Annotated in this window: 18 protein-coding genes and 1 pseudogene; 12 read left to right on the top strand and 7 right to left on the bottom strand. The window is 58.6% G+C overall.

All coding sequences use genetic code 11. The annotated features are described in order from the left end of the window. Positions 1-347 precede the first annotated feature (347 nt). Positions 348-560 (top strand): cold-shock protein, encoded by a 213-nt coding sequence (locus EJ071_RS36280; RefSeq protein ID WP_126102869.1) that lies wholly within the window; start codon positions 348-350, stop codon positions 558-560. A gap of 183 nt (positions 561-743) precedes the next feature. Here the strand turns inward: EJ071_RS36280 and EJ071_RS36275 are convergent, their stop codons facing one another. After that, positions 744-1,205 (bottom strand): MucR family transcriptional regulator, encoded by a 462-nt coding sequence (locus EJ071_RS36275; RefSeq protein ID WP_126102132.1) that lies wholly within the window; start codon positions 1,203-1,205, stop codon positions 744-746. Between the two features lie 358 nt (positions 1,206-1,563). On the opposite strand from EJ071_RS36275, the gene EJ071_RS36270 reads away from it, so the two are divergent. The 5 genes from EJ071_RS36270 to EJ071_RS36245 all read left to right on the top strand — a co-directional run bounded on the left by EJ071_RS36270 (position 1,564) and on the right by EJ071_RS36245 (position 8,900). Further along, positions 1,564-3,216, top strand: coding sequence for an MFS transporter (locus EJ071_RS36270; protein ID WP_126102131.1), 1,653 nt, complete (start codon positions 1,564-1,566; stop codon positions 3,214-3,216). Between the two features lie 217 nt (positions 3,217-3,433). After that, a complete protein-coding gene (locus EJ071_RS36265; RefSeq protein WP_189521350.1) occupies positions 3,434-4,357 on the top strand; it encodes a hypothetical protein in 924 nt (307 codons plus the stop codon). Between the two features lie 839 nt (positions 4,358-5,196). Then, on the top strand, positions 5,197-5,880 hold the full coding sequence (locus EJ071_RS36255) for a hypothetical protein (protein ID WP_126102129.1): 684 nt from the start codon (positions 5,197-5,199) through the stop codon (positions 5,878-5,880). Positions 5,881-6,731: 851 nt separating this feature from the next. Continuing rightward, complete coding sequence (locus EJ071_RS36250) at positions 6,732-7,385, top strand: hypothetical protein (protein WP_126102128.1); 654 nt, start codon at positions 6,732-6,734, stop codon at positions 7,383-7,385. Between the two features lie 363 nt (positions 7,386-7,748). After that, a complete protein-coding gene (locus tag EJ071_RS36245; protein ID WP_126102127.1) occupies positions 7,749-8,900 on the top strand; it encodes a porin in 1,152 nt (383 codons plus the stop codon). Positions 8,901-8,947: 47 nt separating this feature from the next. Here EJ071_RS36245 and EJ071_RS36240 read toward each other — a convergent pair whose 3' ends face one another. Beyond that, positions 8,948-9,235, bottom strand: a complete 288-nt coding sequence (locus EJ071_RS36240) for a hypothetical protein (protein ID WP_126102126.1) — start codon at positions 9,233-9,235, stop codon at positions 8,948-8,950. A 376-nt stretch (positions 9,236-9,611) separates the two neighbouring features. Here EJ071_RS36240 and EJ071_RS36235 point away from each other — a divergent pair, with 376 nt between their 5' ends. Next, positions 9,612-9,950, top strand: coding sequence for a class I SAM-dependent methyltransferase (locus tag EJ071_RS36235; RefSeq protein ID WP_126102125.1), 339 nt, complete (start codon positions 9,612-9,614; stop codon positions 9,948-9,950). Between the two features lie 25 nt (positions 9,951-9,975). Here EJ071_RS36235 and EJ071_RS36230 read toward each other — a convergent pair whose 3' ends face one another. Together EJ071_RS36230 and EJ071_RS36225 are read right to left on the bottom strand one after the other, a co-directional pair. Then, positions 9,976-10,320, bottom strand: coding sequence for a type II toxin-antitoxin system RelE/ParE family toxin (locus EJ071_RS36230; RefSeq protein WP_126102124.1), 345 nt, complete (start codon positions 10,318-10,320; stop codon positions 9,976-9,978). Beyond that, positions 10,320-10,580, bottom strand: coding sequence for a ribbon-helix-helix domain-containing protein (locus EJ071_RS36225; protein ID WP_126102123.1), 261 nt, complete (start codon positions 10,578-10,580; stop codon positions 10,320-10,322). The genes EJ071_RS36230 and EJ071_RS36225 overlap by 1 nt, the downstream gene beginning before the upstream one ends. A gap of 243 nt (positions 10,581-10,823) precedes the next feature. Here EJ071_RS36225 and EJ071_RS36220 point away from each other — a divergent pair. Beyond that, positions 10,824-11,303: pseudogene (locus EJ071_RS36220) on the top strand (MFS transporter); the annotation flags it as partial. A 173-nt stretch (positions 11,304-11,476) separates the two neighbouring features. On the opposite strand, the gene EJ071_RS36215 reads toward EJ071_RS36220, so the two are convergent. After that, complete coding sequence (locus EJ071_RS36215; protein WP_126102121.1) at positions 11,477-12,322, bottom strand: NAD(P)-dependent oxidoreductase; 846 nt, start codon at positions 12,320-12,322, stop codon at positions 11,477-11,479. Positions 12,323-12,374: 52 nt separating this feature from the next. Beyond that, on the bottom strand, positions 12,375-13,304 hold the full coding sequence (locus tag EJ071_RS36210) for a 5-dehydro-4-deoxyglucarate dehydratase (RefSeq protein WP_189521348.1): 930 nt from the start codon (positions 13,302-13,304) through the stop codon (positions 12,375-12,377). A gap of 141 nt (positions 13,305-13,445) precedes the next feature. Here EJ071_RS36210 and EJ071_RS36205 point away from each other — a divergent pair, with 141 nt between their 5' ends. From EJ071_RS36205 to EJ071_RS36190, 4 genes are all read left to right on the top strand, one after another. Further along, positions 13,446-14,462: a substrate-binding domain-containing protein gene (locus tag EJ071_RS36205; RefSeq protein WP_126102119.1), complete on the top strand. Its 1,017-nt coding sequence runs from the start codon at positions 13,446-13,448 to the stop codon at positions 14,460-14,462. An 83-nt stretch (positions 14,463-14,545) separates the two neighbouring features. Continuing rightward, entirely contained in the window at positions 14,546-15,976 is a 1,431-nt protein-coding gene (locus tag EJ071_RS36200; RefSeq protein WP_126102118.1) for a sugar ABC transporter ATP-binding protein, read from the top strand. Between the two features lie 12 nt (positions 15,977-15,988). After that, positions 15,989-16,966 (top strand): ABC transporter permease, encoded by a 978-nt coding sequence (locus EJ071_RS36195; RefSeq protein ID WP_245460112.1) that lies wholly within the window; start codon positions 15,989-15,991, stop codon positions 16,964-16,966. Next, positions 16,963-17,907 (top strand): ABC transporter permease, encoded by a 945-nt coding sequence (locus tag EJ071_RS36190; RefSeq protein ID WP_126102117.1) that lies wholly within the window; start codon positions 16,963-16,965, stop codon positions 17,905-17,907. The genes EJ071_RS36195 and EJ071_RS36190 overlap by 4 nt, the downstream gene beginning before the upstream one ends. A 25-nt stretch (positions 17,908-17,932) precedes the next feature. Here the strand turns inward: EJ071_RS36190 and EJ071_RS36185 are convergent, their stop codons facing one another. Next, positions 17,933-19,078, bottom strand: a complete 1,146-nt coding sequence (locus EJ071_RS36185) for a mandelate racemase/muconate lactonizing enzyme family protein (RefSeq protein ID WP_126102116.1) — start codon at positions 19,076-19,078, stop codon at positions 17,933-17,935. Positions 19,079-19,087: the final 9 nt, after the last annotated feature.

Below are 19,087 nucleotides of genomic sequence, written 5' to 3'. Positions count from 1 at the left end.
AACGCGAGGGAAGGGCGCGCCTTTTTGCCGACCGCGAAGACGCGGCGGGCGCAATGAACAGGTTGAGGCGGTCCAGCCCTGGTGCAATGCGTATGCTCGGCATTCTCGATCCGCGCGTGACAGCGAAGTTTCGCTGCCGTGGCTGGCGGATTGCACACCGCTTTTGGACTAACCGTCCCAGTCATGGCGCGCGATGGCCGCTGCGGCCAAGGGACAAAGCAGCAGTTGATTTTCCTCCTGGCAATCCAGGGGCCTTGCGATTTCTCGTTTTTGCTGCGCCTATCCCCAGGTCGAATGTTAACTGGCTTGGGCAAACCAAGGCTGCAACCAATAAAAAGGAAAAACGCATGGCAACTGGCACTGTGAAGTGGTTCAACAGCACGAAGGGATTCGGCTTTATCCAGCCTGATGGCGGTGGACCGGACGTGTTCGTGCACATTTCTGCAGTGGAGCGCGCGGGCCTCTCGACGCTCGCTGACGGCCAAAAGGTTAGTTACGAGATCGAGCAGGACCGCCGCACCGGAAAATCCTCAGCCGGCAATCTCAGCAAGGTAAAGTAGGTTGACGGCCTCTTGGGCATGCGCAAAAGGCCTCCGGCAGCGAGCCTGTGCCGGCCCCCGCAGACCAAATCGCGCGTGAACATGAACCGACGGTGCCTTGCGCAAATTGTTGCAGGCCGGAGAACGCAATGCGAAAGGCGGTAGGTCTCCCCCGCCTTTCAAGTTAGCGCACCGGAACAACGCTCAGGCCGTGCCGTTTTTGCGGGTTCTTTTTGCAGGCGCAGCCTGTTCGGTCTGACCAGGCTTTCGACCGAGCCCCATCGTCTTAGCTAAAGCAGAACGAGTGGCGGCATAATTCGGCGCAACCATCGGGTAGTCTGCCGGCAAACCCCACTTTGCGCGGTATTCATCAGGCGTGAGGCCATAGTGGGTCGAAAGATGCCGCTTCAGCGACTTGAACTTTTTTCCGTCCTCCAGGCTGATGATGTAGTCGGGCGTGACCGACTTCTTGATGGGAACCGCTGGCGGGCGGGCTTCAGGCTTCGCGACCGGGCCGCCGATCGTGCCCTTCAACGCGGCATGCACTTGGTCGATCAGACCGGGAAGATCGCCCACGGGGACCGGATTGTTCGAAACGTAGGCAGAGACGACGTCGGCGGTAAGCTCGATGAGAGCGTCAGTATTGTTCTCGGCTTCTTCTGTCACGGAAATGCTCCTGGTTTTATGGCTTCTGCGAAGCTCGACTTCATTAGAGAAGGCAGCCGCAGAACGCAATCAAAGTTGCGCTAGCTCTTTCCAAAATACCTCTTCCACCTTGGCGCTAGCCGCACGCACAGGCATTGCGAATTGCCGCCCTTACATCTTCTAACGGAACGATTGATTGGTGCTTCGCCTATGCACGGCTAGGTAGTCCCAGCAGAACGGTTTTGGTTTGAAGCAGCCACGCAAAATTTACTAAAGCTCGCCACCTATTATGCCCTGATCCTGCCACTCTCCATAGGCAAGTGCGCCAAAGGAGAAATCTCCAACTTAACTTCTAAAAAGAAGAGAGAGACTCAGCCCAATGAACAGAGTGGCGCGCGCGGACGCGGCTTCAGTTTCGTCGGCGACGTTCGCGCCGCTGGAAAGCCCCACCTTTCGCGCGATCTGGCTTGCCGCTCAGCTGTCCGGTCTGGGCTGGCTGTTTCAGACGGTTGCGGTCAGCTGGCTGATGGCGACCATCTCGACCTCGGACGTGATGGTCGCTCTGGTGCAGACCTCCACGACGCTGCCCGTATTCATTCTGTCGATCTTCGCCGGGGCCATCGCCGACAATTTCAGCCGCCGCCATGTCATGGTGATCGGCTGGTGCGTGATAGCGTTGTCATCGATCATGCTGACCGCTCTTGTGGGGCTGGGAATATACAATCCATGGATGATCCTGGCATTTAGCTGTCTGGCCGGATGCGGCGCTGCCTTTACCGATCCGGCTTGGCACGCCTCGGTTGGCGATATTCTGCGAAAGCGCGAAGTCCCCGCCGCCGTCACGCTGATTTCGGTCGGCTACAACGCCATGCGAAGCGTCGGTCCGGCGCTCGGCGGCGTCGTTGTGGCCTCCTTCGGACCGCTGACAGCTTTCGCGCTGGCGACGCTGACCTATCTAGCGATGCTGTGGGCGATAGGGCTCTGCAAATGGAGCGGTCGCTCTTCGCCTCTTCCCCGTGAGCCATTGACCACGGCCATCCATGACGGCGCGCGCTTCACAGCGCTGTCGGGAGAGATCAAGGCGGCAATCGCGCGCGGAACCCTGTTTGGACTGACCAGCATCTCGATCTTGGCGCTTCTGCCTCTCGTTGCGCGCGATCAACTCGGGGGAGGACCAATCGTTTACGGTGTGTTGATGGCAGGATTTGGCGCGGGTGCCTTGTGCGCCGGCATTTCCAACAACGCGCTGAGACGCTCGCTGTCGCAGGAGCGCTTGACGACACTGGCGTGCATCGCCTGCGCGGCGTGCTGTCTGGCTCTTGCTTTCACGCCTTCGCTCGTGGTGGCGGCTATCGCCTTGACGCTAGGCGGAGCGGGCTGGGTCGTCACCTGGACCGGGCTTGACGTGAGCGTGCAACTCTCGAGCCCACGCTGGGTCGTTGGTCGCACGTTGTCGATCTATTCTGCCCTCTCGTCGGGAGGCGTCGCGGCTGGCAGCTGGTTGTGGGGCGTGGTGGCTGAAAACTATTCGCTCACCCTGGCGCTCGAGGCCTCTGCGGCCGCTCTCTTGTTGGTTGCCGCCACCGGGTTGCTGCTCCCGATCCGTCAGTGGAAAGAGGCCGACCAGGATTCGCTTGGCTTCGAAACGCCCGCGCTCGCCCTCGACTTGAAGTCAAGAAGCGGCCCGATCGTGGTCAAGATCGAGTATTCCATACCGGAAACCAATGTCGAAGCCTTCCTCGACCAGATGCAGGAACGCCGCCGGGTGCAGAGCCGCGCCGGCGCCCGGCACTGGAACCTCCAGCGCGACCTTCAGGATCCTTCGCATTGGACGGAGACATTCCGCACGCCGACCTGGATGGACTACCTCCGCCTCAACCATCGCCTGACTGCAGAGGACAAGGGGGTGGACCAGCGCCTCTACGACCTCCATACGGGAGAGCTTCCGCCCCGCACGAGGCTTGCGATCGAGCGGCCGACCGGGGCGCCTCCCAGGCGAGATCAGTCCGCAAGCATCTTCTTCCGACGGTGATCGTATCGACGCGTCGGTGATGAGTGGTCATCGAGCACTGGATTCTGCCTGGAACAGTTGGCGCAGTCGATTATCCGTCCCCAAACAGGTGTCGATACCGCTAGCGAATTGAGGCCGCCCAGTTGTTTGGGCTCCTCCGCCGCAACTTTCGAGCTTTCTTGCGCAACATACATTGTGTAATTCATGGCCGGGCAGACTGGCGGGCAGGGGGAAGCGAGTGAACAAGTTTGCGTGGCTGGCCGGAGGACTTCTGTTTGCGGGCGCTGCCGAAGCGGCGGAGGTGCAGAAACTGCCTCAGGCTCCAGGCGCGCCTGACCTCATTTTGGTGACAGGAGTCATCCACCCCGGCGATGACATAAAGTTCAACCAGATCGCTGCGACCGCAAGCCAAGCCGTCGTGCTCCTCAATAGCGAGGGAGGGGCGGTCCTTCCTGCCCTTGAAATCGGCAGGGCCATTCGCCTCAAGGGCTTCGCGACCGCGGTCGCAAACGACACGCTTTGCGCCTCGGCATGTGCCCTGGCATGGCTCGCCGGCACTCCCAGGCTGGTGGGCGAGCAGGCCCACATTGGTTTCCACGCTTCCTACGTGGTCGACAATGGGTCGCTCAGCGAAAGCGGCGTCGCAAACGCCTTGGTCGGTGCCTATCTGAACCAGATCGGAATTCCCCAGAGCACCATCGTTTTCGTCACCTCTGCGCCGCCGGCAGGGATGGCTTGGCTCTCGGAAAGGAAGGCGGGCGAACTTGGGCTCCAGGTCGCCTCGTTCCAACCGCTGACAACCCCGTCGTTGGAACCTGGCAAGGAAGAAACTTCTACCGAACCATATGACCCGATGAAGACGGTAGCCGCTTTCTACAATGCCTTGTCGAATGCAGACGGTGTTTCCGCGGCGGCTTCAGTTGTCCCTGAGAAGCGTGGCATCGGACCATTCAGCGAAACGTCAATCCATACGTTTTTCTCCGGACTTGCCACTCCGCTGAAACTCCGGTCGGTTTCCAGGGAGGGTACCGACAGCGTTGTTGCGACATACAGCTACGTACGTGCAAACGGGGCTGTTTGCGATGGGCGCGCTGAAGTGAGGACGACCTACAGATATGGCAAGACCCTAATCAGCAGGATAAGTGCCCTCAACGGTTGCTAGCCCTGTCATCGTCACTCGTCAGGATGTGCGAGCTCCTTGAAACCAAGAAAAGGCTGCGTGAGGGTCAGGTCGGATATCTCGTAGTTCCGTAATCCCCGATCTGACGGAAGCCGAGCGCTTCATAGGATCGCCGCACCGCTCGGGCTCTCCCTGAAAAGTACCGCGCGCGTGACACCGTCCCGGGCCGCCTCGCGGAGTGCTCCCGCTACCACGGCCCGGCCATATCCCCGATTGCGAACTTCGGGTGGCGTCCAGACGCCACTGATCTGCACTGGCTCCGAAGTCTCGGGCGGTCCAGGTGCAGAGCGACACCAGCTCTCCGTCCGCTTCCAGAAGGAATGCCTGCCCGCGGCCAACCTGCCCCTCGATTGCCCACCACACTCGGGAAGAGCCTGGAACTGGAGGGATGGGCCTATCGTCTTCTCGCTGTGCGGACGATTGCGGCGCGAGAAGATCGGGCTTGCGCTCCCGACCGTATTCCTCAACCCGCCGGGGCAGCGTTGTCGCCGACGGCCACGACCGGAGCTTTTCGTCAACGAGGTTGAGCTTCGCCCCAACGGTTTCGCCGACTCCTGGTCGCCAGCGTTGGACGAAGCGCTTTAAGCCGTGCGGGCTCGACATGGCCCGCGAGCGTGAGCCACTTTGGCCTGAAGCCGACAAAGTTTATCGGGCTCGCGACGACGTTGAAGAGAGAACAGCCATCGGGCAAAATTTCCGCTGGCAGGGGATTGACTCCCTTATAGTCAACGTAGTGATATGCCCCCTTATAATCAGTCGGATGATAACCGGAGGCGTTTTCGCTCGTCCAAATACGGCCGTTTGTTGCCGGAAAGCCATATATGAGTGGATCGGGGGATCTTGGGGAGGAAAAGCGCCAGACCGAGCCTTCACGCTCTGTCATGAGGGAGGCGCAGCGCGTTCTTGCCCACTGCGATGAGGCAAGGCAGGATGAAAATCCTGCTGTTGGCCCCTCGGTTTTTCCTTCCAACGATTTGACTGCCTTGGCTGCCGAATTTCTTGGCAGGCTCAAGGCTGATGCAGCGCCACGGCTAAACGCCCAGGCATGTGAGATTGCTTCGCCACCGCGACCAGCCAAACGTCCGCTCGGGCTTTTGGGTCTGGAAGATTGCCCCAGAGAAGGCGCGCACATTACAGACTGGGCCGGTCCAGTCGCAGGGTCGACATATCTAGAGAGACGCTTCGGAATACCGCGGTCCACGCTGCATTGGTGGCAGCGGCACAATGATGTGGTGGCCCTTCGCAAAGGCTCCCGCAAGCATGTATTTCCCTTAGCTCAGTTCATCGACGGCAGGCCTCTGCCCGGCATCAGGCAGGTGCTTACCACGATCTCTGATCCCAGATTGGCGTGGCTGTGGCTGATCAGCCCTTCGCCTCTTCTCAACGGCCGCGCTCCCATCCAATTGCTCAGAGAAGGTATGGACATAGACGTTGCTTCGGCGGCAGGGGCTCTTTCTCGTAATCCAGACTATCTGGCGACGGGTCTTTCACCGTTCTTCTCATAAGAATCAATTCGGTCGTCTCTTGGCTCAGTCTATAGCAGGCGCTTGATGCTGCACAGAAATCGTTTCATCCCAATTGTACAGTTTGTGCAGATGTACAATTGTGCAATTCGTGCAGTCAATACGTCAAAAATAGTGGCAAAATAGCAACTACTAATTTACATAAATCTGAAGAGCTGAATTTCGAAGTTGCGCAACCCTGTGCAGTGGGTAGCGTCGCGCTGCGAAGGATGTGCCGCGCGCATCTTCTTTTAATCATGGTGACAAGGCGCGGTACGTCCGTCGACGTCCTCCCCTTTTTAAAGCTTTGAATGGAGCTCAAGTATGGCCATCAAGAGCCTTCTTCCGGTTCAGCTGCGGCCCTGATCACCGTTTCTAATGCTCTCGCGCGCCGCCAGTGCGGTGACAGCGCAGAGTTCGCAGCCAGGACAGGTTCCGTGCCTGGCCTAAAGCGCGGATCAGATGCGCATGAGACAGTTCCCGATGGATGTAATGAGCTTTTGTCAATCTTCGGATATGCGCGCTGCAAGCGCCACTGATCACAGATCGTCGGCTCAGACTTGGGGTCAAGCAGGACGCAAATCACCCGCCGGCGAGGCGTGCGCCGCACCACCTTTCGAGTGCATCCCACCCTCCAGCAAGAACATTGAGCTGCGCAGAACGTACGTCGATCACCGTCGCCTTGACCAGTCGGTCTTTCCCGACTCCGGGCGTGGTACGCAATCGAGATGGTGAAGTTGAACGGAGCACAAAACGGCTCCGCGCTGAGCTTACGACGACGCCTTCCTCCAATTTTAATGTCCTCAACGCTCTTTCGGCGGGTTTGCTGAGAGGATGCCATCGGGAAAACCAATATGTCCGGGACGACTGATCTTGGGGATGAAAAGCGCCAGAGCGAGCTTACAAGCTTTGTCATGAAGGAGGTGCAACGCATTCTTGCCCAATCTAATGAAGCGAGGCAGGGTGAAAAGGCTGCGGTTGTGCCTTCCGGTTCTCCTTCCAACGATTTGACTGCTTCGGCCGCCGAATTTCTCAGCCGGCTTGAGGCCGAAGCAGCGCGACGGCTAAACGCCCAGGCAAGTGAGATCGCTTCGCGCCCCCGGTCAGCCGATCATCCGCTTGTGCATCGGGTTGTGGAGGATTGCCCGAAAGAAGGCGCGCGCATTGCAGAGTGGGCCGGTCCAGTTGCAGGGTCAACACATCTGGAGAAACGTTTCGGAATACCGCGTTCCACGCTGTATTGGTGGCAACGGCACAATGATGTGGTTGCCTTTCGCAGAGGCTCCCGCAAGCATGTATTTCCCTTAGCCCAGTTCATCGATGGCAGACCTATACCCGGCATCAAGCAAGTGCTTTCCTCGATTGCCGATCCAAGAGTAGCGTGGCTGTGGCTGATCAGCCCTTCGCCTCTTCTCAAAGGCCGCGTTCCTATCGAATTGCTCAGAGAAGGTATGAGCATCGACGTTGCGTCGGCTGCCCAAGCCCTTGCTCTAATCGAATCTCTCTGACGATTACCGGGCGCCAGCCTCCCTCATCCAAAAGCCGGTACCTTTAGCGCGGTGGCTGTTTTCCGCGCACGCTAATACGTGCGCACAAAAGTCGATGTGCGAATTGTGCGGGTTGTGCAAATGTGCTGTTGTGCAGTTGTGCGATTTGTGCAAGTAATATTGACAATTTAGTGACAAAAATGCAACTAATACTTTGGCATCTGCGCTTGCAGGCAGTATTTGATCTTGCACTAATTCGACCGATGAATAGCGTCGAGCCGTGAAGGATGCATCGCGATGCGCATCTTTTTCGATCGTGGGGATAGGGAGCGGTTCGTCTATCGACGTTCTCGCCCTTTTCAAATCTTTGAATGGAGATCAAGTATGAACATCAAGAGCCTTCTTCTCGGCTCAGCTGCGGCCCTGATCGCAGTTTCCGGTGCTCGCGCCGCCGACGCGGTGACGGTCGCCGAGCCGGAACCGGCTGAATACGTCAAGATCTGCGACGTATATGGCTCGGGCTACTTCTACATCCCCGGCACCGAAACCTGCCTGCGCATCGGCGGCTATGTCCGTTACGACATCAGCGCTGGCGACGTAGGCAGCTTCGATGGCGCACGTTCGACAGACGTTCTGAACGGCAAGGACCAGGGCACCTGGCACAAGAATGCCCGCTTCGACCTAAGGACCTGGACCGGTCAGGAAACTGAACTCGGTACCTTGAAGACATATACCGAGACCAAATTCAATTTCGGCAACAGCGCGTACTACGCTGGGGCAGAGGGTAATCCCGCCCACAACAAGGGCGCTACGCTGAGTTTTGCCTGGATCCAGCTTGGTGGGCTTCGCGTCGGTTTGGATGATTCGGCCTTTGATACGTTCATCGGCTATGCCGGCAACGTGCTCAATGACACCATCGTCCCCTACGGTGATTTCTCGACGAACCTGATCCAGTACAACTTCGATGCCGGCAACGGTTTCTCGGCCATTGTATCGCTCGAAGAAGGTTCGGTGGACACCAACAATGTCTTTTACGTGGGCACGATCGACAGCTATGTTCCGCATGTCGTCGGCGGCGTGAAGTACACGCAGGGTTGGGGCGCCATCACCGGCGTCGTGGCATATGACAGCAACTACGAAGAATGGGCTGGCAAGGTCCGTGCTGACTTCAACGTGACCAGCGAGCTGTCGCTGTTCGCCATGTTCGGCTACGGCACCGACAACAATTCGCTCGATTTCGCCAGCGGCCGCGACTTCTACAAGCAGTGGGGCGGTCACTGGGCTTGGTGGGCCGGTGGTACCTACAAGTTCAACCCCAAGACCTCCTTTAACCTTCAGGTTTCCGGTGACCAGGACAAGAACTATGGCGTGGCGGCGAACGTCGCTTATGACGTCGTCCCTGGCCTCACGGTTACGGCGGAAGTTGACTACGATCACTTTGGCCATTTCAACGACGGCACCCCGTTCGGCAACTGGACCGCTGCCGACAAGAAAAACAGCGTCGGCGGCCTTCTCCGCTTCCAGCGCTCCTTCTGAGGATTGAACGGCTCGCTCCCCGCGTTTGAATCGGGCCTTGCGAGTCTTCAATTTGGTTGTCGGCGGATTGCTTGGACACTGACCTCCAATCCCAAGCATTCGCCGATAAGAAGGGCGCCCAGTTCCCGGGCGCCCTTTTTTCTGGCCGTACTGATCATTAATTCCCCGATAAGGCGGGTGTGCAAATCGTAGCCCGGCTGATCGCCGCCGGTGGTATTCTCTTGAGCGTTCTGATGACCCAAGATGGTCGCCGACTGGCTCACCGGTCGCGAAATTGCAATTGCGATGGCCATTTTCGTCAACTCGTGGCCAGTGGGCATCGCAATTTCACTCATGCTCCTGCCATGGATCGCCGTAAGGTCGGGGCTTCACGCCGTCAACCTAGCCATCGCAGGGTGGATCTGATCGGCCTCGGCCTCATGGCTTTTGTATATCGCGCGCCAGAGTGGGCTCTCCCCGTTGAAGGCGAGCGAGGCAGTCTGAACTCCGAAACCGTCAGCGCAGTGATTTCGTTGAGCGAGGCTGGTCCACGGCTGCAGCTGGATCAACGATCATTATCCTTCGCCTCCGTGGCCAATCGAAGGACAGCCTAAATGGGCAGGATCGTCAACCCGCACGCAATAAGAGAGCACGTGCTTTACGCGACAAGGTTATAAGGGACGGAAACCCTCGCTTCGTTGTGGCACACCGCGTCCAAAGATGGAGATGCGGATGTCGAACGGTTGGCAAGAATCAGCGGAGGCATGGATCGCCGATATGGGCGACCGAGGCGATTTCAGCCGCGAGTTCGTGCTCGACGCTCCAATGATGCAGCGGGTTCAGGCAGGCGACTTCAAGTATGCCTTGGACGTTGGATGCGGCGAAGGCCGCTTCTCACGCATGCTTCGCGAAACAGGTATTCGCACGGTTGGTGTCGACCCAACGGAGTCCCTGCTTGACGAAGCCCGTCGACGAGATCCGCAGGGCGACTATCGGCTCTGCCAAGCCGAAGAACTCCCATTCCGCGACGCAACGTTCGACCTGGTCGTAAGCTACGACCGGCCACCGTAATTGTCGCCGCACAGGTCAAGCCCATTCACGGCTTGGGGCCGGATGGCTTCGCGGCATCCTCTTCGTAATCGAAATCGTCCTCCATTTCTGGAGTCAACGGTTGCTGTTGACCGTGACGTATCGAAAGGATCACCACTTCTTCATTGGTTAGATCATAATCGAGAAGATAGTCTCCAACGACCAATCGGTGGGAACCCGGGATCGGCAGGCGATCGAACGTTTTACCCATCTCTGGGAACCGAGCCAGATTCTTACGGACCTCAGCCATTCTGTCGACGAATGCCTTGGCTGCCTTTTGGCTGTACTTCTGATGATAAGCGGCTTCCCGTCGAAGGTAGGCGCGGGCGTCCCCCGACAAGCGCACCTTCATCAGGCGACCTTGCGATTGACGATTTCGTGGATCTCTCCGAGAACACCATCCATGTCATGGACATCGCCGTCGGCCACCTGCTCCCGGCCTTTCCGGACGGCGAGGATGTCGGCTCCTTCGCCTGCGAGGTACAATTTCAACGCTCTGACCATGACCCAGCTGCGCGATCTGTCACAGGTTTCAGCAATCTGCTCAATTGCGGCCAGGACCTCCTCCGGCAAGCGCATGGTAATCGGGTCGGAAAGGCTCGGCTTAGCCATCACACTTCTCCATTTGTAATACGCAGTATTACAAATTCGCTTCGTGTTGTCAATCGAAGTTTCGAACATGGCCTGGCTTAACCGTGTTGTCGAAGTTCTGGTGACGGTTGCTGCCGAATGGCGGAAAAGTCCCCCTTGTCGCGGTGAACTTGGCGATGACGACGAAACGCGGATCTGCGTTGGCGGGGCGCCAAAGGAGAAATCTCCAACTCAACTTCTAAAAGAAGAGAGAGACTCAGCCCAATGAACAGAGTGGCGCGCGCGGACGCGGCTTCAGTTTCGTCGGCGACGTTCGCGCCGCTGGAAAGCCCCACCTTTCGCGCGATCTGGCTTGCCGCTCAGCTGTCCGGTCTGGGCTGGCTGTTTCAGACGGTTGCGGTCAGCTGGCTGATGGCGACCATCTCGACCTCGGACGTGATGGTCGCCCTGGTGCAGACCTCCACGACGCTTCCAGTGTTCATTCTGTCGATCTTCGCCGGGGCAATCGCCGACAATTTCAGCCGCCGCACTGTCATGGCCATCGGCTGGTGCGTGATAGCATTGTCGTCGATCATGCTGACCGCTCTTGTGGCGCTGGGATTTTACAATCCGTGGATGATCCTCGCCTTCAGCTGCCTGGCCGGATGTGGAGCTGCCTTCACTGATCCGGCCTGGCACGCTTCCGTCGGAGACATCCTGCGAAAGCGCGAAGTCCCCGTCGCGGTCACGCTGATTTCGGTCGGCCTTGCGGGATGGTGGCTTGGCAGCTGTTCGGCTCGCGGCGCAAAGGTCTTGAAGGGTGACAGACTAACCGGGGTGCGAAAGAAGGCTGGCTGGACTTCGTCGAAATTGCCACGACGGCCGCGCAGGTCGAGATCGAGGTCGGTGGAATGATCATTCGCGCCGGAGAGCGCGTGTCAGGAGGGCATCCCAGGCGCTCGGTCATAAAAATGCGCCAGCATATTGCCAGCCTCAGCATCAGCAGCGATGAACGCAAAAACTTGGGCAAACGCCAAATAAGCTGCGCCTTGTGGCGAGGTGCTGTCCAAATGTTCCGAAATCTGCCGCATCTCTGATACCCACCTCTGGGCCTTCGGAAGCATGTTGGGAACGGACTTCGAGAAAGACCTCAGGAGGATGGGTTGCGATCTAGAGAGTTCATCCACCAAGGCAGCGCCGCAGCCACTCTGTTCAGCGACAAGCGCAGACATACTTGCGATTGCGATCAGACCTTTCGTGATTGCCGCGTAACTCAACTTCAGCGCCGAAGCAGCGCCCAGATCCGCGTCCATGATTGATATCTGAAGACCGAGATCCCGGTTCTCTTTTAGCAATTTGGCATCCGCGCCAGAAGCATACAGAGTTGGGCCTGGTGATGCTGGCGACCAGTCCGCAAGGCCAATGATGCCGCCGTCGACTATCTTTATGCCGGCTTCGGACAAGTGGGTCGCGATGCGATGCATCAGCGCCGGCGATATTGCGTTCCAGTCGCAGTAGACCGGCTTGCAAGACTGCCCCCGGCAAATTAAGGCAACGCGCTCAGCCAGCGGCAATGCCGCTTCGGACGGGACGACGGAAAAAAAGAAATCTGCTTTGCAGATTTCTTCCTCCTGGATCACCTCAATACCCGCTTCCATGGCTCGCTGAACCGATGCTTCGCTGCGGGGTGGCAACGTGACCACACGATGTCCCTTGGCGATCATACGTCTCGCCAGAGTGCCCCCCATTTCGCCGATGCCTGCTATCGCGATCGTCGTGCTCACCTTGCGCACCTTTCACAACCAGAGGGATTGATCTTAACGGATCTGAAGGCGCTCAAGCCGCCAGCTGGGCCGTTTTCTCAATGAGCGCTTCCAATTGGGCGAATTCGGAAGTCGCAATGTCGACGAGTGGCGGCCGCGGTTGGCCTGCCGGGCGGCCGATGATTGTTGCGCCGGCACGCAATATGGTCACTGCATATCCTGGCTTGTCACCGCGGATTCGAGAGTAGGGCAAGTAGAATTCCCTTAGGATCTGATCTGAACGGTCACGATCATTGCTTGCCAGCGAACGCTGGAATGCAGTGGCTATGCCGGGCACGAAATTGAACACACCCGAGGAATAGGTTGGGATGCCTATGCCGGCATAACTATAAGCGAACATTTCGGCAGTCGGCATCCCATTGATGAACAAAAGCCGATCTGCCAGCGCCAGTCGCAGCGATAAAATCGTTTCGACCTTGCCGTGGCCGTCCTTGACGCCGACAAAGTTGCGACAGGCATCGGCCAACCGCTGTATCGTCTCCAACGCCAGCTCGCATGTACCGCGATTGTAGACGATCACGCCTATTTCCACGTTATCGCAAACGGCACGAATGAAATTGAACAAGCCGTCTTGTGTTGCTCGTGTCAGATAAGGCGGCATCAAGAGAATACCATTCGCGCCGATAGCCTCCGCCCTTCGCGCACCCGCTGCCGCCACCTGTGCACTATAACCGACGGAGGCAATGACGGGAGCCGCATGCCGGCGCGTTTCGATCGCGGTCTTGAGCAGCGCATCATATTCGTCCCCAGTCAGCGAAAAGAACTCGCCGGCACCCGCACCAGGAAAGATCGCGGCCGGCGCAAAGCTGTTCATCCACTCGAGCCTGCGTGCATAGGCATCGACGTCGATGCTGCCGTCGGAAGAATAATCCGTGATGGGAAAAGACAGGACGCCACTCTCCAGGGTGGCTGAAAGGCCTTCGTTTATCTGATTTTCGCTCACGCTAAACGGTCCTCGTCCATCTTGCCCCGCGAAAAACGGGCTTCTTGAACTCGCGGGGTGAAAGGTCATGTTGACTTTCGTGCATAATGCATTATTTCTCGACTGGCAAGAGGGCGGGATTACGGCCCTCGGGAGGAGACAATGACAATGACAAAGAGTATCGCTGCGCTTGCGTTTGGATTGCTGACGGTGGGTCTGGGTTCTCCAGCCGACGCTGGCACATCATCCAAACGTATTGCTTTTTCAGTAAATTATGCCGGCAACACATTTCGCCAGCAGATGATCAAAGCGTTCCAGAACGTGGCCGATAAGGCTACATCGGACGGGATCATCGCAGGCGCCAAGGTATTCGTGACATCCGAAAACTCGGTCACCGAGCAGGCTGCTCAGGTTCGTAGCCTTGTTCTGCAGGGATATGATGCGATCGTAATTACCGCGGCATCGGGTGACGCGCTCAACGGCGCCGTGAAGGAGGCCTGCGCCGCCGGCATCTTTGTCGTGACCTTCGATGGCTTGGTCTCGGAGCCATGCGCTTACAAGATCGAAGTCGACTATCACAGCCTGGGGCTTCAACAGGGGGAATTTTTCAAGCAGCGTCTGCGTGATGGAGGCAATCTCCTTCAGGTGCGCGGAATTGCCGGAATCCCGGCTGAGCAGCAGATCAGCGATGGGCATTTCGACGGGCTGAAGGATTCGAAATTCAAGATAGCCGGCACGGTCTATGGACAGTGGACGCAAACGGTGGCTCGCAAGGAGGTGGCCGCGATATTGCCGACCCTTCCGGAGATCGCGGGCGTGCTTACCGAAGGCGGCGACGGATTTGGCACCGCCCAAGCCTTCGCTGACGCAGGGCGTCCGGTTCCCGTTATCTTCCTGGGCAATAGGTTCGAAGAACTGAAATGGTGGAAGGAGCAGCGTGACGCTAACGGCTACAAAACGCACTCGGCCGCAAGCAATCCGGCTTCGTCCACATTGGCCTTTTGGGTTGCCCAGCAGCTGCTGGACGGCGCCAAGGTGCCGAACCACCTCCCGGACAATTTGGTCACGGTCGGTCCGGACGAGTTGGACTCTGCGCTTGCCAACATTAAGCCGGGCGAGGTGGTGAGCAAGTCGTATACTAAGGACGATACAATCAATCTGATCAAGGCCACTCAATAAGTCACTGCAGAGGAAGGCGACCCTGTCCGGCAGTGCAATGAGTCGGATGATTGGGTCGGGTTGGGACTTGGAGGCGAGATAGGGTGACGGACATCATTACACTGCGCAACGTCTCAAGATCGTTCGGTCGGATCGTTGCAGTCAATGATGTGTCTGTCACCTTTTCTCGGGGCCAGCGTGTCGGTCTTGTCGGTCACAACGGAGCTGGGAAATCAACTCTGCTTCATCTGATCACCGGCAATCTCACGCCTACCGGAGGCGCCGTGGAGCATGGCGGCCAGGCCGTTGCCTCAACCACCCGGGGCAGGGCAGACGTCCGCTGCGTGCAGCAGGAGCTGAGCCTGTGCGCCAATCTCACGGTCGCCGAAAACATGCGCATCACATTTCCCGCTTTGCGTGGATTAGGCTGGAGACGCTCCGCCCGGGCGGCCATCATGCGCTCCCTGAACGCAACATTTCCAGACCATGGCATCGATCCGAATGCTCTTGTTGCAAATTTGCCTTTGAGCAAACGCCAACAGGTCGAAATAGCGCGCGCCTTCGCGGTGCTCGACGGTGAACCCAGGCTCGTCATTTTGGACGAGCCGACCTCTTCGCTCGATCGAACCGCCAGCGAGCAACTGTTCAAGTACATCGAGCAGTTTGTCGCCAGCGGCGGATCGGTGATCCTCGTAACCCATAAAATGGACGAGGTCTTCAGGGCCACTGACCGTATCGTCGTGCTACGGGATGGCGCCAAGGTGGCGGACGGCCCCACGACGGACTTTTCCTTTGAAAGCCTTGTAGGAAAGATGGGTCATGCCGTAGCCAGCAAACCGGCTCCTTCGCGCCGATCCGGAGCGCCCGAAACGGCTTCGCCCAGGATCACGACGCGAGATGCCGCCGGCAAGCAGCTCATCGCCCGTGCAGGCGAGATTGTCGGTCTGGCCGGTTTGGCCGGTCACGGCCAAACGGAGATAATCCGCAACATTCTCGCTGAACACCGCGTGAACGGCGCGGCTCGAACGTCGATGCCGGAGGTAGCCCTGGTGGCTGGGGACCGCCGGAGCGATGGTCTGTTCGCGGCTTGGTCGATCAAGCGGAACATATCAATTTGCAGCCTACATCGGCTGGGATCGAGCATCGGCCTCAATCTCGGAGCTGAGCACGATCTCGCGCGCCATTGGTGCGAGGTGCTGCAGGTCAAGTGCGAAGGTGTCGATGCGCCCGTCATGTCGCTCTCGGGCGGTGGACAACAAAAGGCGCTGTTCGCACGAGCATTGGCGTCCGGCGCGGAGTTGATCCTGATGGACGACCCGATGAGGGGTGTGGACATCGGGACCAAGCGCAGCGTCTACGAGCTAGTCCGACAAGAGGCAGACAAAGGACGGGCCTTTATCTGGTACACGACGGAATTCGATGAGCTTCTTGAATGCGACCGCGTCTATGTGGTGCGCGATCATCTGATATCGGGCGAACTGGGCAGAGACCAGGTTTCGGAAGAGAACATTGTGGCGCTTTCTTTTGGACAGTAAACGGGAGGGGAGATGGTCGACGGCGCTATGAGGAGGAAAGGAGGAGCGGTCTCCCACCTGGCATCGCGCTTGCAGCCGGTGCTGCCAGTCATCGCCCTAGCTCTTCTGTTGACCTATATTGGCTGGAGTCAGCCGCGCGCATTGTCTTATTTTGGCGCCAACCTCCTCCTAGGGCTCAGCCTGCCTATCGTCCTCTGCACTCTCGCCCAGGTATTTGTGATGGCAGTGGGCGACCTGGACCTCTCCGTAGGATCGTTCGTCTCTCTCGTTGCTTGCATCGGCGCCACGATCCTACCGCAAGACCCGTTCCTGGCCACCGCGGCTCTGGTTTGCCTTGTTGCAGTCTATGCTCTTGTCGGGGCGCTGGTTCAATTTCGAAAGGTCCCGTCGATCATCTTGACGCTGGGTCTCTCATTCGTCTGGACTGGACTGGCGCTAATCATTCTTCCCGTCCCTGGGGGGAAAGCGCCTGAGTGGGTGTCGTCGCTCGTCGGCTGGAGAACTCCTATCGTGCCAATGATGATCTGGATGTTCATTATCCTGGCGGCTGTGGGCCACCTAATCATCATTCGGTCCTCGTGGGGCACAATGGTCCGGGCGGCCGGCGCCAATCCGTCCGCGCTCGAGCGCTCCGGCTGGTCGCTTGTCCGCATGAAGGCCGGAGTTTACGCCGCTGCCGGTGTTTGTGGAATTGTGGCAGGACTCGTCCTGGTCGGAAACACCGTTGCGGCAAACGCAACTGTTGCCAATCAATACACGCTACTTTCGGTTGCCGCCGCAGTGCTTGGCGGCGCCGACTTTTCCGGTGGCCGGGTGTCCCCAACCGGGGCCGTGCTCGGGGGAATAATCATGTCGATCGTCGGGTCGCTGCTGATCTTCATGAACATCTCGACGGATTGGCAGGTCGCTACCCAAGGGGTCATTCTTATCGCCGTTTTGAGCTTGCAATTCCTGCTTCAAAGACTTTCAGGAACGCGGGTATCCTCATGAAGTTGTTGAAATCGTCCTACTCCAAGCCTTGGGTGTGGTCATTCGTGGCGGCGTTTGCGACATGGCTAGCCTGTGTCTTGTGGGCTGACGGGCGCGGCGCCGTTGACCTGGTCCGGATCGCTTGCACCTTCGCTGCCTTTACATCCCTGGTTTCTTTCGGCCAAATGCTGGTAATCTCGTCAGGCCCGGGACAGATCGACCTTTCGATCCCTTCCGTCATTGTGATGGCGAGCACCATTTCGATGGTGGTGATGAATGGCGAGGACAGGCTGATCTTTGCTGGGCTTGCGGCGGCGCTCGCCGCGAGCCTTGTCGTGGGAGCGGTGAATCACGGGTTGATCCGCTTCATCGGGATTCCACCGATCATCGCCACTCTTGCTTCAGGGTTGATCGTGATGTCCGTTGCGACCTCGATCGGACGTGACTCAAAAATCAGCCCGCCGGAGATGTTCGCAGCGGCCGTTAACTTTAAACTTGCTGCTGGTTTTCCGTTGGTGGGTCTGTTCACTACAATTGTCGGAGTGGTGATTGCGCTGATGCTCGTACGCTCTCGATACGGGCGAGCGCTAGGGGCGGTTGGACAGAACGAACGGGCCGCCCGATTTTCGGGGATCGACGTTCAGCGTGTACGCCTGATCACCTATGCTGCCTCGGCGCTTCTGGCTGGCGTCACGGGCACGCTGATTGCCGGCTACGCCGGCGGCAACTCACTCGACCAAGGCGCCGAATATCTACTGCAGACGGTTGCGGTAGTCGTCATCGGCGGGACGCTGGTTACGGGAGGACGCGCGAGCACCGCCGGGATCATCGGTGCTTCTCTCTTTATGTTCTTTCTCGTAGCCCTTTTGAACACAACCGGCGCCAACGCCGGAGTCCGTACGCTGCTGACTGGCGGCGTCATCATGCTGGTGACCACACTCGTTGGAAACCGCAACGGGTGATCCGGTCGACTCCAAGGGGCTGGCCTCAGCAGACCCGCCAGCTTTTGGCTAACCAGGGCGACAAGTGTTCCGGAGCAAGAAGCTCCAGGCCTAGTCCTTTCCCGTTGGGAAGCTCGATGCGGCCTCGCGCGTCGGGTCTGACTGTTCCCTGCAGGGTCATGAAGGGATTTTCCGCGCAATCCAGTTCCACCCATGGATACATCTCGGCGCGGCTATTGGGGCAGTCCGGCAGCACGGCTATCATCTGCAGAGCGGCCTGGAAACCGACGACACTGCCCCACACGTGCGGAATGACCGTGACGTCGTAGGCGCGCGCGAGCCCCACCACGTGCTGCATGCCAGTATAGCCGCCGCAGACCGTCAGGTCCGGTTGTATGATCGATACGCCGGTCTGCTCCATGAGCGCGCGGAACGCTTGCACCGTGGAAAGGCTCTCGCCGGTTGCGATCGGTGTGCTGGCTGTCCGAGCCACCCGCGCATTGCCGCTCAGGTCGTCCAGCGCGACGGGTTCTTCCGCCCAGATCAGTCGGACGTCTGCTAGATCCGCCAAAAGGGCCTGGGCGTCCGGCGGGGCATAGCCGCCGTTGAGATCAATCATGAGTGCAATGCCATCGCCCAGACGACGCCTCAGGTCCTGGACGAATTGGACTGTTGCCCGATTGGCTCCTCCGACGCGAGGTTTGACGGCACGGAAGCCCGCATCTACGAAACCTTGGATCTCGTCTAGGAAACCAGCATAGGGATCTTCGCCTTGCACAAGGTACGGGCCGCTGGCATAGGCGAAATGGCTTGTTCGCAATGCGCCGCCCAGCATTTCGGCGACCGAGAGTCCGCGTGCCTGTGCCACCAGATCGTGCAGGGCGATGTCGACCGCGGAAATTGCCATCACAGCGACTCCCTGCCTGTCATAGCCACGTCGCTTCATAAGGTCGTGCCAGATCGGACCGATTGCTTGCGCGTCGCGTCCGATCAGCGCGGGCGCAATTACCTGGTTTAGATACGCGCTTGTCCCGTGAGGCGCAGGCCCGGCTTCGCCCCAGCCGCTCACGCCGCTGTCAGTGGTTAGACGCAGAAGCAAGGCTTCTCTTGTGCTTCGGAAACCAAGAGCATTCCCCTCAGGCCGTCGAAGCGGTGCGGCAAGATGAAAGCCTTCGACAGTTGCAATCTTCATGCAGCCTCC

Origin of the sequence: Mesorhizobium sp. M1B.F.Ca.ET.045.04.1.1, assembly GCF_003952465.1 — a bacterium.
GTDB classification, from domain to species: domain Bacteria; phylum Pseudomonadota; class Alphaproteobacteria; order Rhizobiales; family Rhizobiaceae; genus Mesorhizobium; species Mesorhizobium shonense.
The sequence above is the reverse complement of the archived record's forward strand: the minus strand, read 5'-3'. Positions and strand labels throughout refer to the sequence as shown.